Raw genomic sequence first — 16,079 nt, forward strand, 5'->3', positions numbered from 1 at the left:
TGGCTTGGCCCGTGATCCCGTCAAGGCGTCATGTCTCCGTGCCGCACGCACCGCGCCTCAGGAGCGCCAGCGCAGCTCCTGCGACTGGAGCGGATTCGCGAAAGCGCGGCTCTCGCGCGCCGCCTGCAGCGCCTCGCGCTTGAGGCGGAAATACCATTGCGAGGGCAGATCGCCCTGCCCGAACAGCACCATGGTGGGCTTGCGGTCGAGGCCCGCCTGCGCGTGCTGCAGAACCTGCTGGTCCTGGGTGAGGAACTGGCGCATCAGCAGCTTGGCGACGGGCTGCAAGGGCTTGAGGGCCGGCACGCTGAAATAGAGGGCGTTCGTCAGCAGGGTCCGGTTCTGGGTCATCGGCGTCGCGAACGTGTAGTTCGCCACCCGCTTCGAGCCGGCCCTGATCCGTTCCAGGCGGACCCCGGGGAGCCGGAACTCGATCTCAACGTCGGGCACGCCGCCGAGCAGCCGGTAGACCGGCGAGCTCTTGCTGGTGGCGTGGCTCGTCATGGTGAAGCCGTGCGGCGTCGGTCGGAAGGATTTCACCTTCTCGCGCAGTTCCTTCGAGGGGCGGAACCACCAGGAATCGTGCACGAAGGCGACGTGGCCCGGATCGACGAGGCTGAGCGTCGTGAGGTCGAACGAAGCCTCGACCTCCAGCGCCACCACGACGCAGCCCGCGGGCTCGAAGTCGAGCTCGGGCACGGCTGGCACGTCGCTCCCTGAAGCCCCGAGATGCGGGTTGACCCAGACGAAGCCCGCGCTCTCCCGGACGGGAAAGCGCTGCACGGCGATGCGCGAGAGGTCGGCAGCGTCCGAGGCGGAGAGCGTCGGCACGTCGCGGCAGCGCCCGTCCGTGCCGAAGCGCCAGCCGTGGAACGGGCAGGTCAGCGCATCGCCGTCGAAGCGGCCCTTCGAGAGCGCCATGCCCCGGTGGGGGCAGCGGTCGCGCAGGGCGAAGGGCGCGCCCTCCCCGTCGCGGCCCATCACGATCAGCTCGCCGTTCAGTTGCACCGAGCGGAGCGTCCCGGCTTTCAGCGCTTCCGCGCGGCCGACGCAGTACCACGCGTCCGGCAGCGGCTGGCGCATGGCGTCCGGATCGAGGGCGGCCTCGTCGGCAGGTGCTGCTTGGCGCAGGGTCTGGAGGGGAGCGTTCGACACGAGGGACCGCGAGCTTCGGGCTTCCGGCCGTCGAAGCGGCCCGAAAGGGGCCGCCCTCTTTAATCGTCCCCGCCAGTGCTGGCCAGCGCCGGTCCGGCAGCGGCGAGAGGGCGCAGGCGGGGGCCTTCACATCGCCCGTGCGGTTTCCTACCTTGGGGCTCCCACAACTAACGAAAGGAGGTGATCCAGTGTCTCATTGTCATCAGCCGCGGTCGTCGGCTCTCCGGACCTGGACCGTCGCCTCCGGCGCTTTCGCGTAAAGCGTTCCGAGACGCGAGACAGTTTCGGCCGGACCGCGGTTCGGCAATGGAAGGGCCGCCCTCTCGGGCGGCCCTTCGGCTTTTCGAATTTGGGTCGGAGGCTCAGCGCTTCTGGAAGAGCGGCTGCGCCAGCGCCTCGGCCCGCGCCCGCCAGAGATCACGCTCCTCGCGCACGGCGTCGAGCGCGCTCATCTCCTCTTGGACGTGCTTGCGGAGATCCCGGATCTCCTGCGCGAGGATCGCCTGCAACTCGGCATAGCGATCCGCCTCGACCCGCAATTTCGCCTTGAGAATCAGGTTCTCGGCCATCAGCTCCGAGATGTCCTCGCCCTCGACCGCGTTGCGGACGGGCTCTGCGGGTGCGCGCTCGGCCTGGGCCGGCTTCGGCGGTACGAGGCGCGGCGCCCAGTTCGGCTGGGCCTCGGCGGCGCGGGGCGCCTCGGGGCGTGCGGCCCGCTCGGCCGACTTCTCCTGGGCGGGCGGCGTGTGGGCCTTCATCGCGGCGAGCCAGTCGCGCAAGGGGCCGGGAGCCGGGCGACCGCTCTCATGCGACGGGTACTGACGGGCGGGTTCCGACATCGGCGGGCGTCCTTGCGATCTCGTGCCCATCCGACCAGATCATGCTTAAGGAAGCGTAAAGCTTAACGTAGCCTTCCCGATCCGATCCGGGAATTTGACTTTTCGGGCATGCCCGCCTAAGGCCCGCGTTCCAATCCGACGCATCGACGTCAACCTGAACGCCGACCGGTCCACGAGGCCGGAGGTCAACGCCCGACAGCGCGTCCGCGCCCTCGGGCGTGTTCTGCGTTGGCAGAAAGCGCGTCCTGCCCCGGTGTGCCCAAGCCATGACGCCAGCACGCGAGACCCCCCTTCGCATCGAGGATGCGATCAACGAGACCTGCCCGTGGTCCGGCAAGCCGGTCGCGGCGGATTCGTTGACGCTCTACAACGGCGCGGTCGTTGGGTTCTGCAATCCCGAGTGCCGGGACAAATTCGCCCGCGCGCTGCAGAGCTTCGAGGCCGCCCTCCAGGCGCGCCGCGTCGAGAAGGCGGGCCTCCACCAGTGACCCACGGAATCGCCTGACCATGTTCGAAGGCCTGTCCGACCGACTCTCCGGCATTCTCTCGGGGCTGACGCGCCGCGGCGCGCTGACCGAGGCCGACGTCACGGCCGCCCTGCGCGAGGTGCGCCGGGCGCTCCTCGAGGCCGACGTGGCGCTCGAAGTGGTGCGCGGCTTCACCGAGCGCGTGCGCGAGAAGGCGGTGGGCGCCGTCGTCCTCAAGTCGATCACCCCCGGCCAGATGGTCGTCAAGATCGTCAACGACGAGCTCGTGGCGATGCTGGGCGATCAGGCCGAGGTGATCGACCTCAACGCGCCCGCTCCCGTCGCCATCCTGATGGTGGGCCTGCAGGGCTCGGGCAAGACGACCACTACCGCCAAGATCGCTCGCCGCCTGACCGAGCGCGAGCGCCGCCGCGTCCTGCTCGCCTCCCTCGACACCCGCCGCCCGGCCGCCATGGAGCAGCTCGCGGTCCTGGCGGGTCAGGTTGGCGTCGAGAGCCTGCCGATCATCGCTGGCCAATCGGCGGTGCAGATCGCCAAGCGCGCCATGGACGCCGCCCGCCTCGGCGGTTTCGACGTGGTTATGCTCGACACGGCCGGCCGCACCACGGTCGACGAGGCCCTGATGGCCGAGGCCGCCGAGGTGAAGGCGGCGACAAAGCCTCACGAGGTGCTGCTCGTCGCCGACGCGCTCACCGGCCAGGACGCGGTCAACACCGCCCGCGCCTTCGACGGCCGCCTCGGCGTCACCGGCATCGTGCTGACCCGCATGGACGGCGATTCCCGTGGCGGCGCCGCGCTCTCGATGCGCGCGGTCACCGGCAAGCCGATCAAGCTCGTCGGCACCGGCGAGAAGGTCGACGCGCTGGAAGAGTTCCATCCGGCGCGCGTCGCCAACCGCATCCTGGGCATGGGCGACATCGTCTCCCTCGTCGAGAAGGCGGCGGAGACGATCGACGCCGAGCAGGCGATGCGCACCGCCGAGAAGATGCGCAAGGGCAAGTTCGACCTCGAGGACTTGTCGATGCAGCTCGGCCAGATGGAGAAGATGGGCGGTATCGGCGGCCTGATGGGCATGCTGCCCGGCATGGGCCAGATCAAGAAGCAGGTCGAGGGCGCGAATCTCGACGAGAAGATGTTCAGGCGCCAGCGAGCGATCATCTCGTCGATGACACCGCAGGAGCGCAAGAACCCCGACCTTCTCAAGAATTCCCGCAAGAAGCGCATCGCGGCGGGCGCCGGTGTGAAGGTCGAGGAGATCAACAAGCTCCTCAAGATGCACCGGACCATGGCCGACATGATGAGGGCGATGGGGTCGGGCAAGCGTGGAATCGGCCAGGCGCTGGGCAACATGTTCGGCCTCGGCGGTGGCGGGATGCCGGGCGGCATGCCTGCCCTGCCCCCGGGCATGCCCGAGCCGACCCCGGAGCAGATCGCGCAGATCGAGAAGCAGTTCGGCGGCAAGCTGCCGCCGATGCCGTCCGGGATGGGCGGCGGAAAGATGCCGGGCCTTCCGGGGCTCGGCGGGCCGAAGATGCCGGGATTGCCCGGCCTCGGCGGATTCCCGTTCGGGAAGAAGAAGTAGGGAGTGGCGAGCTGCGAGGGGCAGGAAAGCCCCCTTCGCGCCTCACCGCTCGCTGGTCACTTGCAAGAAGCACAGTCAGGAGTTGAATAAATGTCCCTCAAGATCCGTCTCACCCGCGGCGGCGCCAAGAAGCGCCCGTACTACCGTATCGTCGTCGCCGATGCCCGCTCCCCGCGCGACGGCCGCTTCATCGAGAAGGTCGGTGTCTACGATCCCATGAAGGCCAAGGACGATCCGGCTCGCGTGCAGCTCGAGACCGACAAGATCCAGTCCTGGCTTGCCAAGGGTGCGCAGCCGACCGACCGCGTCCTGCGCTTCCTCGACGCGGCCGGCCTCGCCAAGCGCCCCGCCCGCAACAACCCGCAGAAGGCCGAGCCCGGCGAGAAGGCCAAGGAGCGCGCGGCCAAGCGCGCGGAGGCGGCTGCCGCCCCGGCCGAGGACGCCGCGGCCTGAGGCGCGGGACATGGCGCGCCGTCCCGGCGGACAATCACCCCGAGGGGACGGCTCCCGCCGCGCGAGGCCGCCGCGCCTCGCGCCCGCGTCCGAGACCTCGCCCCGGCACAAGGCCGCCGAGACGAGGCCGGCGCCCGCCTCGCCCGATCCCGACCTCGTTCTCCTGGGCGAGTTCGGGCGGGCGCACGGGCTAAACGGCGAGATCCGCCTGAAATCTTACACGGCCGATCCGGTGGCGATCGCGAGCTACGGTCCGCTCCGCACGACCGACGGCCGCAGCATCGAGATCGTGAGCGCCCGCCCCGCGCCCGGCCCAGCGCCGGACCTCCTCGTCGCGCGCGTGAGGGGCGTGTCCGACCGGAGCGGTGCGGAGGCGCTGAACCGGGTCGGGCTCTACGTCCCGCGCCGGACGCTCGGACAGGCCGAGGACGAGGACGAGTTCTTCACGGCCGATCTCGTCGGCCTGTCAGTCGTCGATACGGACGGAAAGAAGCTGGGCAACGTGGTCTCGGTGCCGAATTACGGCGGCGGCGATCTCCTCGAGATCCGTCCCGAAGCCGGCGGCCCGACCGCGCTCCTGCCCTTCACCAAGGCTTTCGTGCCGGGCCTCGACCTGCCCGGCGGCCGGATCACCGTCGATCCGCCGGACGATCTCTTTGCTCCGCCCGGCCCGAAGCCGCCGGACGAACCGGTCTGAGGCGCGGAACGGACATTCGGCCTCCACGCGGCGACGGGACCGGGGCGCAGCCCGGATCTCAGGTCGTCGGATCTACCAGCTTCGGCTTGCGACCTGATCCGCCGTCACTCGGCCCTTCGTCACTTGGTCCTTCGTCACTTGGTCCTTCGTCACTTGGTCCTTCGTTACTTGGCCCCGCGGCTCGCCTCGTCCCGACAGGGCCGGATCGCGCGCGGGTCCGGCCGCTTCTCCGGGGCCGGCGCCTCGAAGATCGCCAGGTAGCCGACACCGCCCTCCAGCACCGTGAAGCCAGTCTCGCGGTAGCCCGCGGCGGCGAGCTCGCAGCGCAGCAGCGCAGGGGGCGTGCCGTGGCGCGAGGGGATGTCGTCGGCGTCCACGATGCCGACCCGCCCGCCCGGCCTCATCGCGGCGGCGAGGTTGTGCAGCAGCCCGTAGGGCTGGCTGATCTCGTGATACATGTGCACGAGCACGGCCGCGTCGACGGAAGCCGGCTTGAGGCGCGGGTCGTGCGGCTCGCCCCGCACCACGGTCACGTTATGAAGGCCCGCCTTGCGAACGCGCTTCTGGAGATCGGCGAGGTAGCGCGGCGTGACGTCCTCGGCGAGGACCCGGCCCTGTGGCCCGACGCGCGGAGACAGACGGAGCGTGTAGTAGCCGCTGCCGGCGCCGATGTCGGCGACGACCTGCCCCGGCGCGATGCCCATCAGGCGGGCCACCTGCCCGACCTCGTCCGCCTTTTCGCGCTCCTTCTCCAACGCCCACTGGGCCGCGACGATCTCGGCGACGGGCCGGTCGGGCTTCGGGAAGGCCGAGGCCGGGGCGCCCGGCGGCCCAAGCGGCTCGGCCGCGCCTGCGTGGCCGGCCAGGGCGAGAACGATGAGGGAAGCGAAGGGACTTGCACGCAGCATGCGGGCTTTCTCTGGGGAACGCCGGTAGCGCGCATGCCCCCTCTCAACGATGAGGCGGCTTCGCGCGGTGCGGAGAATAGAAGCCCTGGCGGGTTCGCAAAGACGACCTTGCGTCCCAGCCATTGACCCCCGGACGGGCTCCGCGCCAAGACGCCCGAATGAGTGACGCGACCGCCCTGTCCGCCCCGTGGCGGGCCACCGTGCTGACCCTCTACCCCGAGATGTTCCCGGGGCCCCTCGGCGTCTCCCTCTCCGGCGACGCGCTCGGCCGCGGCGCGTGGGACCTGTCCGCGCAGAACATCCGCGCGCACGGGCTCGGCCGCCATCGCAGCGTCGACGATACGCCCGCGGGCGGCGGCGCCGGCATGGTGCTGCGCTGCGACGTGCTCGCCGCCGCGATCGACGCGGCCTCCGGACCGGATGATCCGCGTCCGCGCCTCCTGATGTCGCCCCGCGGCCGCCCGCTGACGCAGGCGCGGGTGCGGGCACTCGCCGCCGGCCCCGGCCTCGTCGTCATCTGCGGCCGCTTCGAGGGCGTCGACGAACGGGTCATCGCGGGCCGCGGGCTCGAGGAGGTCTCGATCGGCGACTATGTGCTCTCCGGCGGCGAGATCGCCGCCATGGTGCTGATCGACGCCTGCGTGCGCCTTCTCCCCGGCGTGATGGGCAAGGAGGCCTCGGGCGTCGAGGAGAGCTTCGAGAACGGGCGGCTCGAATATCCGCACTACACGCGGCCGCGGGAATGGGAGGGCCGCGTGATTCCCGACGTGCTCACCGGCGGAAACCATGCGGCGATCGCCCGCTGGCGGGGGGCAGAGGCGCTGCGCCTGACTGCCGAGCGGCGGCCGGATCTTCTCGATCGGAGCGTGATGCCCTTCACGGAATGACTGCGGAAAAGTGACAGAGCCGGACGATTACCGCGCTTTGATCGTTTCGCACCTTGCGCTCGCAACGAAGTTCCATCATGCGGATCGGCGGGACACTCCTCCCCAACGAGGAGCGCCCATCTGCAAGGATGGATCACATGACGAACCGCCCCGACACGCGCCCCCGCGTGCCCTATTTCTCGTCCGGCCCCTGCACCAAGCGCCCCGGCTGGACCCTCGATGCCCTCTCGGACGCGGCGCTCGGACGCTCGCACCGTTCCCCCCTCGGCAAGGGCAAGCTCAAGGAAGCCATCGACCTGACGCGCAAGATCCTGCGCGTGCCGGCCGATTACCGCATCGGCATCGTGCCGGGCTCCGACACCGGCGCCGTCGAGATGGCCATGTGGACGATGCTGGGCCCGAAGACCGTCGAGGTCGCGGCCTGGGAAGCCTTCGGGGCCGAGTGGGTCACCGACGCGCTGAAGGAGCTGAAGATCAGCCCCGTCGTGCACCAGACGCCCTACGGCGTGCTGCCGGATCTCGCGAAGATCGACACCAAGCGCAATGACGTCATCTTCACCTGGAACGGCACGGCTGCCGGCGTGAAGGTGCCGAACGGCGATTGGATCGCGGCCGATCGCGAGGGGCTGACGATCTGCGACGCCACCTCGGCCGCCTTCGCGCAGCCGCTCGCGTGGGACAAGCTCGATGTCGTCACCTTCTCGTGGCAGAAGGTGATGGGCGGCGAGGCCGCGCACGGCATCCTGATCCTGTCGCCCCGGGCGGTGGCCCGCATCGAGAGCCACAATCCCGCGTGGCCGGTGCCAAAGGTGTTCCGCCTCGCCAAGGGCGGCAAGCTGATCGAGGGCATCTTCAAGGGCGACACCATCAACACGCCCTCGATGCTCGCGGTCGAGGATTATCTCGACACCCTGCGCTGGGCGGAGAGCGTTGGCGGCCTCGACGCGCTGCACGCGCGCGCCGACGCCAACGCGACGATCATCCTCGACTGGGTGGCGCGCACCCCCTGGATCGCCAACCTCGCGGCCGATCCGGCGACCCGCTCCAACACGGGCGTCTGCCTCGTGATCGCCGATCCGGACGTGCTCGCCAAGGGTGACGCGGCGGTGGCCTCGGTCGCCAAGGACATCGTCGAGATCCTGGAGCGCGAGGGCGTCGCCTACGACATCGGCGCCTACCGGGACGCGCCCGCGGGCCTGCGCATCTGGTGCGGCGCCACCGTCGAGCGCGCCGATCTCGAGGCGCTGACGCCCTGGCTCGACTGGGCCTTCGGCGAGGCCAAGGCGAAGCTCGCCAAGGCCGCGTAGCGCCCGCACCCGCTGACGGCGCGGGGTCCCCTCTCCCGAGCGGGAGAGGGCGTGCGTCGCGCTGTCCGCGCCCTTTGCGATCCCACGGCCGGTCGATCCGGCCGCTTCTCCACCATTCCAGAGCAGGAGGCACGCATGCCCGCTCCCAAGGTGCTCATCTCCGACGCGTTGTCGGAAGCCGCGATCCAGATCTTCCGCGACCGCGGCATCGACGTCGATTTCCGTCCCGAACTCGGCAAGGACAAGGACGCGCTCGCCGCCATCATCGGCGCGTATGACGGACTCGCCATCCGGTCCGCCACCAAGGTCACGCCGAAGATCTTCGATCAGGCCGCGCGCCTGCGCGTCGTCGGCCGGGCCGGCATCGGCGTCGACAACGTCGACGTGCCCGCCGCCACCGCCAAAGGCGTGATCGTGATGAACACGCCCTTCGGCAATTCCATCACCACCGCCGAGCATGCCATCGCCATGATGTTCGCGCTCGCTCGCCAGATCCCGCAAGCCGACGCCTCGACCCAGGCGGGCCGGTGGGAGAAGAACCGCTTCATGGGCGTCGAACTCACGGCCAAGACCCTCGGCGTGATCGGCTGCGGGAATATCGGCGCGATCGTCGCCGACCGCGCCATCGGCCTGAAGCTCAAGGTCGTCGCCTACGACCCGTTCCTGTCGCCTGAGCGGGCCCGCGAGATCGGCGTGGAGAAGGTCGAGCTCGACGCGCTTCTGGCGCGGGCCGACATCATCACCCTGCACGTCCCGATGACGGACAAGACCCGCAACGTCCTTTCGGCCGAGGCGCTGGCGAAGACGAAGCCGGGCGTGCGCATCGTCAACTGCGCCCGCGGCGGACTCGTCGACGAGGCGGCGCTGCGCGCGGCGCTCGATTCGGGCCACGTGGCCGGCGCGGCCTTCGACGTGTTCGTGGAGGAGCCGGCGCGTGAGAACCCGTTGTTCGGCCACCCGAACGTGATCTGCACGCCCCATCTCGGCGCCTCGACCAACGAGGCGCAGGAGAACGTGGCGCTCCAGGTCGCCGAACAGATGTCGGATTACCTCCTCAGCGGCGCCATCACCAACGCCATCAACTTCCCGTCGATATCGGCCGAGGAGGCGCCGCGCCTGAGGCCGTACGTGTCGCTCGCCGACAAGCTCGGCTCGTTCCTCGGCCAGCTGACCGACGCGCCGATCAAGGGCATTCGCATCACCTACGAGGGCGCCGTGGCCGAGATGAACACCCGCGCGCTCACCTCCGCGGCCGTGACCGGCGTGCTGCGGCCGTTCCTCTCCGACATCAACATGGTCTCGGCGCCCGCCATCGCCCGTGAGCGCGGCATCGTCATCGACGAGGTGAAGCGCGAGGGCGGCGACGGAGATTACGAGTCGGTCGTGCGCATCACCGTCGAGGCGGAGGACATGCCGCGAGACGCCGCCGGCACCGTCTTCCACGATGGCAAGCCCCGGGTGATCGAGATCCGCAGCATCGACATCGACGCGGCCTTCGCGCCGCACATGCTCTATGTGCGCAACCACGACAAGCCGGGCTTCATCGGTCGCTTCGGCAGCGTGCTGGGCGAGGCCGGTGTCAACATCGCGACGTTCAACCTCGGCCGCGAGACCGAGGGCGGCAATGCCATCGCCTTCGTGGCGGTGGACGGCCCCGTCGGGCCGGACGTGCTGGAGAAAATCGCCGCGATCCCGCAGGTGAAGCGGGTGCGCGCCGTCAGCTTCTGACGCGATCGCCTGAACGGAGAAAGGCCCCGGATCGCTCCGGGGCCTTTCCCTGTCTCCGTCCTTCCTGAGGCAGACGGATTACTTGAAGATGTTGAGGAAGCCGCCGGGCTCGGCGTAGACGCCGGGGTTGGCCGTCGAGGCCTGCCAGCGGATCGAGCCGATCACCGCGTCGCCGCACCAGTCGGACCGGCCGGTACCGCGCAGGATGCCCTTCGGGTCTGTGGTCAGGTTGAAGCACTGGGTCGGGTTCAGGTCGGTCGTGTGGAAGCGCAGATCGACCAGGAGGTTCTTGTAGGCCCAGGAGATGCCGACGTTGCCGTAATTGTAGCTCGGCAGGTCGAAGGGGATGAAGCCGGTGGCCGAGGTCTTGGCCGCGCCGAGGAAGTAGTGGCCGCCCTCGCCCGAGATCGAGAAGCCGCCGGCATAGGCCTCCGGCAGGAACGAGAACCAAGTGGCAGGTAGCGTATAGGCGATGGTGCCCGACGCGTAGGTGCCGTTGGTGTGCTGGCCGAGGTAGTTCGGGGCGAAGAACACGTTGGCGCCGATCGCGAGTTCGGGCGTCGCCTGGTAGAGCGCCTTGCCGGCGTACTCGATGAAGTCGGTGTTCCGGGTGGTGAAGGTCGTGCCGTTGATGATCAGCGGCGTCTCGCCCGGGTAGTAGTAGTAGATCACGCCGAGGTCGAACGAGAGCTTGTCGAAGACCGGCCGGATGCCGGCGACGAGGTCGAACTCGAAGTCGGGCCGGGTCGGCAGGCGGGTCTGCCAGGTGTAGAAGCCCGCGTAGGCGAGGTTATTGAAGAACTGCGTCTCGAAGAAGCTCTGGTAGCTGTACTGGCGGTCGGATTGCGAGACGCCGCGGAAGTTATAGTCGGAGGCGATCTGCGAGTAGAACGCGAAGCCGATGATCGGATCGGGCGCCTTGGCCTCCGGCGGCATCATCTTCGGCGCCGCCATGTCGGCGGCCTCGGCCTGTCCGAAGCAGAGGCAGGCGGCCAGCGCGGCAGCGGCACCCTTCAAGAACATGTTCGACGTCATAGCAAGACCAGCCCCTTTTTCTTGATGATGGAAAAGTGCCGAAAACGGTTCAACTCGGCAAAATGAGATTTCAGGCACTTGCCTATTTCGTAGGCATCCACCCCCGTCCCGCTGCGCTTGCTCTGTGGTTGTGGTATCGGCGCCACATTGTTGCCGCGGTGCTCTCGGGTGGATCCCAGGCGACCGGGCAGAAGCGAGCGCGCTGCCGGGCAGCGCGCGCCGGTGTCGAATCAGTTTTCAATCAGAAGGTGAACCCGGTCTCGATCATGTAGCGGTCCTGTCCGCCGCGATTGCCGAGCCGCCCGAAGCCGAGGCCAGGCGTCACGCCCCCGGCGAAGAGGTCTCCGCGCTGGTAGTCGACAAGTTCGACGTGCGAGTACTCGCCGCGGATGAAGAACCGGTCGAAGGTGAAGGTCGGCGTGATCGTGAAGGAATAGGCCGAGCTGCCGGCGCCGTAGAGCACCGAGGTCCTGCCGAGCGGGTTGAAGCGATCGCCACTCTGGCTGATGTACTCGAAACGTCCGGCGAGCGCGAAGTTGTCGGTGAAGGCGTAGCTCGCGAGCAGCGCGCCGCCGAAGGTCTCAGCGCCGGCGAGGCCGAGCCCGGCGTTGCTCTCGACGTTCGTGTACTGGATATAGGGCGTCACGATCCAAGGGCCCGCCGAGTAGGTGTAGTTCGCGCTGACGATGCTGCTGTTCTGCAGCGCAAGCGGTGTCGCGTACTGGAACCTCAGGCTCCGCAGCCCGGAATTGAAGTTCGTGAAGTGGGTGCCGCCGTTGATGCCGATCGTGTTGGCGTCGTCGAGCTTGTAGGTGATCGCGCCCGTGATCCAGTTGATCTCGCCTGAGAAGAAGCCGTCCGTCGCGGCGAGCGAGGCGGACCAGGGTCCGCTCGCATAATTGACCTGCACGCCCTGGTTGACGATGTTCTCCTGGTTGAACAGCAGGCCGCGCGAGATATTGAGGTTCTGGAACGTGAAGGCCAGTTCCGAGCCGATATTCGTCGGCATCCGGCCGCCCTGGATCGACCATTCGTCGTTGATCGCGATCTTGCCGAAGACAACGGGCAGTGGGCCGAACAGCAGGTCGGTCTGGCTGAGCGCACTGAAGGTCGGGAAGCCGAGCGCCGGGATCGAGTAGAGACCGGTCTGGATGTAGAACTGGAACGGGCCGTCCGCCTTCTGGATGAAGGCCTGCACGTTGCTGAAGTCGACCCGACCGTAGCGATCGTCACGCTCCAGCGGCGGCGTGTAGAACGCCCCGAACGGACTCGAATAGGTGTAGGCGTAGCCGGTGACCGCGCCGCCCACGTAGATGTCGCCGAGGCCGGTGGTGAAGCAGGCCGGGTTCGGGTTCTGCTTGATGATCCCGCCATAGGCCGGGAAGGTGATCGCCGCCTTGCAGGATTCCACGACCGGCACCGGCGGTGGCGCGGCCGGCATGTCCGCCGCTTGAGCCTGCCCCAGGCAGACGAGCAGCGCAGTCGCGGCCGTGCCGCCCTTCAGGAACAGTCTCAGCATCATGGTCGAGAACCCCGTTAGATCTCTATAGCCAAGCTGCCGAAACAGACGATGCAGTGCAAAATCAAAGATGAGGCAACTGCTCAGTTTCGAGGCAATCCATGGTTGGAGTCTTTGTCGGCTATCCCATGTTGCCGAATGGCAACGTTTGCTTGCTGGGTACCGTCGGGACTCTGAAGAAAACCGATCGGACTCCTCGCCTGGGCCGGTCGCGCGCGAGCAGAACGCTGCGACGATGCCCTTGAATTGAGCATCGTGCCCGCCCGATCGGAGCGAGATCCGTCGATCCGGATCGCGGCCATGAAAAAGGGTCCCGGCTCTCTCGAGCCGGGACCCCGGATGTCAGATCGAAGCTTGGGTAGACTCGATCAGTAGTTGTAAGCGCGCTCGCCGTGGTCGGCGATGTCGAGACCCTCGCGCTCCTCCTCCTGCGTGACGCGCAGGCCGATCGTGACGTCCACGAGCTTGTAGAGGATCGCCGAGCCGATGCCCGACCACAGCAGGGTGAGGCCGACGGCCTTCGCCTGGGTGATGAGCTGGGCGGTCATGTCGTAGGCGCCGACGACGAGCTCGCCGGGCTTCGTGGTGTAGTCCGGGATGCCGGCGCCGCCGAGATCCGGGCTGACTAGGATGCCGGTGGCGAGCGCGCCCAGGATGCCGCCGATGCAATGGACGCCGAACACGTCGAGCGAGTCGTCGTAGCCGATGGCGTTCTTCACGGTCGAGCACATCACGAAGCAGACCGCGCCGGCGACGAGGCCGAGGACGATCGAGCCCATCGGGCCGGCGAAGCCCGCGGCCGGGGTGACGGCGACGAGGCCGGCGATGGCGCCCGACAGCATGCCGAGCAGCGACGGCTTGCCCTTCACGGCCCACTCGACGAACAGCCACGCGACGGCCGCCGCGGCGGTGGCCACGAAGGTGTTGATCATGGCGAGCGCGGTGGTGCCGTTGGCCTCGAGGTTGGAGCCGGCGTTGAAGCCGAACCAGCCGACCCAAAGGAGCGAGGCGCCGATCGTGGTCATGGTCAGCGAGTGCGGGGCGAGCAGGTCGCGGCCGTAGCCGATGCGCTTGCCGAGCATGAGGCAGCCGACGAAGCCCGCGATGCCGGCGTTGATGTGCACGACGGTGCCGCCGGCGAAGTCGAGGGCGCCCCACTTGAAGAGCATGCCGGCGTCCGCGTTCACGGCGTCGAGCGCATCCTGGGCCGCTTTCTTGGCGGCGTCGTCGGTCGCGGCGGCGAGAGCCTTGGCGGCGTTGCCGACCGCATCGGGGCCGCCCCAGTACCAGACCATGTGGGCCATCGGGAAGTAGATCAGCGTGACCCACAGGATGCAGAACACGATCAGCGCCGAGAACTTCATGCGTTCGGCGAAAGCGCCGACGATGAGGCCGGGGTGATCATCGCGAACGTCATCTGGAAGCAGATGTAGACGTATTCGGGGATGACGACGCCGTTCGAGAAGGTGGCGGCCGTGGTGGTCGGGTCGACGCCCTTCAGGAAAGCCTTCGAGAAGCCGCCGATGAAGTCGTTGAGGCCGCCGCCGTTGGTGAAGGCGAGGCTGTAGCCGTAGAAGACCCAGATCAGGCAGACGATGCAGGCGATGGCGAAGACCTGCGTGAGGACCGAGAGCATGTTCTTGGTGCGGACGAGGCCGCCGTAGAACAGGGCGAGACCCGGCACGGTCATCAGGAGGACGAGGGCGCTGGAGATCAGCATCCAGGCGGTGTCACCCTTGGCCGGAACCGGCGAGGCGGCCGGGACCGCAGCTGCCTCCGGCGCAGGCGACTGCGCCAGGGACGGCTCGACGAGGAGGGCGGCGAGCACCGCCCCTCCCAGGCCGAGCGCGAGGATGTTGCGAAGTTTCATGGACTCGAGACTCCCGATCGCGATGCGATTCTGTTGTGAAGCGATGTGTTGAGGCAGTACCGGGCGGCCGCGCCGCGCGGGGCGGCCGGGTCAGAGGGCGTCGGCGTCGGTCTCGCCGGTCCGGATGCGGACGGCCTTCTCGAGCGGCATCACGAAGATCTTGCCGTCGCCGATCTGGCCGGTGCGGGCGGCACCCGCGATCGTGTCGATCACGCTGGAGACGAGATCGGCCGCGACCGCGACCTCGATCTTGAGCTTCGGCAGGAAGCTCACGGCGTACTCGGCGCCGCGGTAGATCTCCGTGTGGCCCTTCTGGCGGCCGTAGCCCTTGACCTCGGTCACTGTCAGGCCGTGCACGCCGATGCCGGTCAAGGCGTCGCGCACCTCTTCCAGCTTGAACGGCTTGATGATGGCCATCACGATTTTCATGGGCGGCGCCCCCTTGTCCGACTGGGACCGGAAGCCGGAGCCGCCTTGTCGCGACGTCTCGGTCCGGGTTGCGCGGGGATCGGGATGACCCTGCGCTCGCCGGCCTTCATTCAAGGACTATGCCAGCGGCACCGACCGATGGAACCTTTTGCGGTCTCCGCCCACTGCACAGGAAATGGACCGGTCGCGGCGCCCGTTTGGGCGGCTCGGCGCGCGAAAATGGCGCGCGATTGTGCAGATCGCGCGCCATCTATGCAGAACCGGCCCGATTCGCACGACCTAGTCGCGCGTCGGTACTTTTGTCGCAGCTAGGTTTGCGGCTTGCGCGGACGGATCATGCCCTCCTGCGCCACGGAGGCAACGAGTTCGCCGGCGCGGGTGAAGATCTGCCCCCGGGCGAAGCCGCGGGCGCCCTCTGCGGAGGGGCTGTCCTGGGCGTAGAGGAGCCAGTCGTCCGCCCGGAACGGCCGGTGAAACCAGAGCGCGTGGTCGAGGCTCGCCGACTGCATGTCGGTGTCGAACACCGTGCGCCCGTGCGCGATCAGGGTCGCGTCGAGGAGCGTCATGTCGGTCGCGTAGGCGAGCACCGCCTGATGGATTGCGGGGTCGTCCGGCAGGGGCGAGGCTGCCCGCAGCCAGACTTGGCAGCGTGGCTCGCGCGGCTCGCGCACGAGGTAGCGCTTGACCGAGACCGGCTTCAGCTCGATCGGCCGCTCGCGGGCGAAATAGGCGGCGACCGGGAACGGAATGCCCGCGCCGCCGGCCGCCAAAAGCGCCCGCGTGTCCGGCAGCGTCTCGGGATCGGGTGCCTCCGGCATCCGGGCCTGATGCGCATAGCCCTCCTCCGCATCGTGGTAGGAGACCGACATCGCGAAGATCGCGCGCCCGTGCTGGATCGCCTTGACCCGCCGCGTGGTGAAGCTGCGCCCGTCGCGGATGCGCTCGACCTCGTAGATGATCGGCACCTTCGGGTCGCCGCCGAGCAGGAAATAGGCGTGGAGCGAGTGCGGCGGGCGCGTGCTCGGCACCGTCCGGGTCGCCGCGACGAGCGCCTGCGCCACCACTTGGCCGCCGAAGACGCGTGGCCAGCCGATCTGCGGGCTGATCCCCCGGAACAGGTCGACCTCCAGGCGTTCGAGGTCGAGGATCTCGAGAAGTTCGGCGACGATTCCGGTCATGGCA

Annotated in this window: 14 protein-coding genes and 1 pseudogene; 7 read left to right on the top strand and 8 right to left on the bottom strand. The window is 68.6% G+C overall.

What is annotated here, in order from left to right:
- Nucleotides 1-57: 57 nt before the first annotated feature.
- Both DK389_RS00665 and DK389_RS00670 read right to left on the bottom strand, forming a co-directional pair.
- Complete coding sequence (locus tag DK389_RS00665) at nucleotides 58-1,083, bottom strand: Rieske 2Fe-2S domain-containing protein (protein ID WP_109895860.1); 1,026 nt, start codon at nucleotides 1,081-1,083, stop codon at nucleotides 58-60.
- Between the two features lie 434 nt (nucleotides 1,084-1,517).
- Nucleotides 1,518-1,994, bottom strand: a complete 477-nt coding sequence (locus DK389_RS00670; RefSeq protein WP_109886828.1) for a hypothetical protein — start codon at nucleotides 1,992-1,994, stop codon at nucleotides 1,518-1,520.
- Between the two features lie 266 nt (nucleotides 1,995-2,260).
- Here DK389_RS00670 and DK389_RS00675 point away from each other — a divergent pair, with 266 nt between their 5' ends.
- The 4 genes from DK389_RS00675 to rimM all read left to right on the top strand — a co-directional run bounded on the left by DK389_RS00675 (nucleotide 2,261) and on the right by rimM (nucleotide 5,214).
- Nucleotides 2,261-2,482, top strand: a complete 222-nt coding sequence (locus tag DK389_RS00675; RefSeq protein ID WP_109886830.1) for an eL24 family ribosomal protein — start codon at nucleotides 2,261-2,263, stop codon at nucleotides 2,480-2,482.
- Between the two features lie 19 nt (nucleotides 2,483-2,501).
- Complete coding sequence (ffh, locus tag DK389_RS00680; RefSeq protein ID WP_109886832.1) at nucleotides 2,502-4,064, top strand: signal recognition particle protein; 1,563 nt, start codon at nucleotides 2,502-2,504, stop codon at nucleotides 4,062-4,064.
- 90 nt (nucleotides 4,065-4,154) lie between these two features.
- The gene (rpsP, locus tag DK389_RS00685) at nucleotides 4,155-4,517 is read left to right on the top strand and encodes a 30S ribosomal protein S16 (protein WP_109886834.1); all 363 of its coding nucleotides are present in this window, start codon (nucleotides 4,155-4,157) and stop codon (nucleotides 4,515-4,517) included.
- A 10-nt stretch (nucleotides 4,518-4,527) separates the two neighbouring features.
- The gene (gene rimM / locus DK389_RS00690) at nucleotides 4,528-5,214 is read left to right on the top strand and encodes a ribosome maturation factor RimM (RefSeq protein ID WP_109886836.1); all 687 of its coding nucleotides are present in this window, start codon (nucleotides 4,528-4,530) and stop codon (nucleotides 5,212-5,214) included.
- Between the two features lie 164 nt (nucleotides 5,215-5,378).
- On the opposite strand, the gene DK389_RS00695 is transcribed toward rimM, so the two are convergent.
- Nucleotides 5,379-6,122 carry a class I SAM-dependent methyltransferase gene (locus DK389_RS00695; RefSeq protein WP_109886838.1) on the bottom strand — a complete coding sequence of 248 codons (744 nt, stop codon included), beginning with the start codon at nucleotides 6,120-6,122 and terminating at the stop codon, nucleotides 5,379-5,381.
- Nucleotides 6,123-6,280: 158 nt separating this feature from the next.
- Between DK389_RS00695 and trmD the strand changes: the two genes are divergently transcribed.
- From trmD to serA, 3 genes are all read left to right on the top strand, one after another.
- Complete coding sequence (gene trmD, locus DK389_RS00700; protein ID WP_109886840.1) at nucleotides 6,281-7,009, top strand: tRNA (guanosine(37)-N1)-methyltransferase TrmD; 729 nt, start codon at nucleotides 6,281-6,283, stop codon at nucleotides 7,007-7,009.
- Nucleotides 7,010-7,146: 137 nt separating this feature from the next.
- A complete protein-coding gene (locus tag DK389_RS00705; RefSeq protein WP_109886842.1) occupies nucleotides 7,147-8,316 on the top strand; it encodes a phosphoserine transaminase in 1,170 nt (389 codons plus the stop codon).
- 135 nt (nucleotides 8,317-8,451) lie between these two features.
- Nucleotides 8,452-10,044 (top strand): phosphoglycerate dehydrogenase, encoded by a 1,593-nt coding sequence (serA, locus tag DK389_RS00710; protein ID WP_109886844.1) that lies wholly within the window; start codon nucleotides 8,452-8,454, stop codon nucleotides 10,042-10,044.
- Between the two features lie 78 nt (nucleotides 10,045-10,122).
- Here serA and DK389_RS00715 read toward each other — a convergent pair whose 3' ends face one another.
- The 5 genes and pseudogenes from DK389_RS00715 to tesB form a co-directional block, all read right to left on the bottom strand.
- Nucleotides 10,123-11,067 (bottom strand): TorF family putative porin, encoded by a 945-nt coding sequence (locus tag DK389_RS00715; RefSeq protein WP_236960500.1) that lies wholly within the window; start codon nucleotides 11,065-11,067, stop codon nucleotides 10,123-10,125.
- Between the two features lie 253 nt (nucleotides 11,068-11,320).
- The gene (locus DK389_RS00720) at nucleotides 11,321-12,601 is read right to left on the bottom strand and encodes an outer membrane beta-barrel protein (RefSeq protein ID WP_418291993.1); all 1,281 of its coding nucleotides are present in this window, start codon (nucleotides 12,599-12,601) and stop codon (nucleotides 11,321-11,323) included.
- 365 nt (nucleotides 12,602-12,966) lie between these two features.
- A pseudogene (locus tag DK389_RS00725) lies at nucleotides 12,967-14,468 on the bottom strand (ammonium transporter).
- A gap of 90 nt (nucleotides 14,469-14,558) precedes the next feature.
- On the bottom strand, nucleotides 14,559-14,897 hold the full coding sequence (locus DK389_RS00730; RefSeq protein ID WP_109886846.1) for a P-II family nitrogen regulator: 339 nt from the start codon (nucleotides 14,895-14,897) through the stop codon (nucleotides 14,559-14,561).
- Nucleotides 14,898-15,205: 308 nt separating this feature from the next.
- Complete coding sequence (gene tesB / locus DK389_RS00735; protein WP_109886848.1) at nucleotides 15,206-16,075, bottom strand: acyl-CoA thioesterase II; 870 nt, start codon at nucleotides 16,073-16,075, stop codon at nucleotides 15,206-15,208.
- Nucleotides 16,076-16,079: the final 4 nt, after the last annotated feature.

The organism is Methylobacterium durans (genome assembly GCF_003173715.1).
In the GTDB taxonomy this organism is placed as follows: Bacteria; Pseudomonadota; Alphaproteobacteria; order Rhizobiales; family Beijerinckiaceae; genus Methylobacterium; species Methylobacterium durans.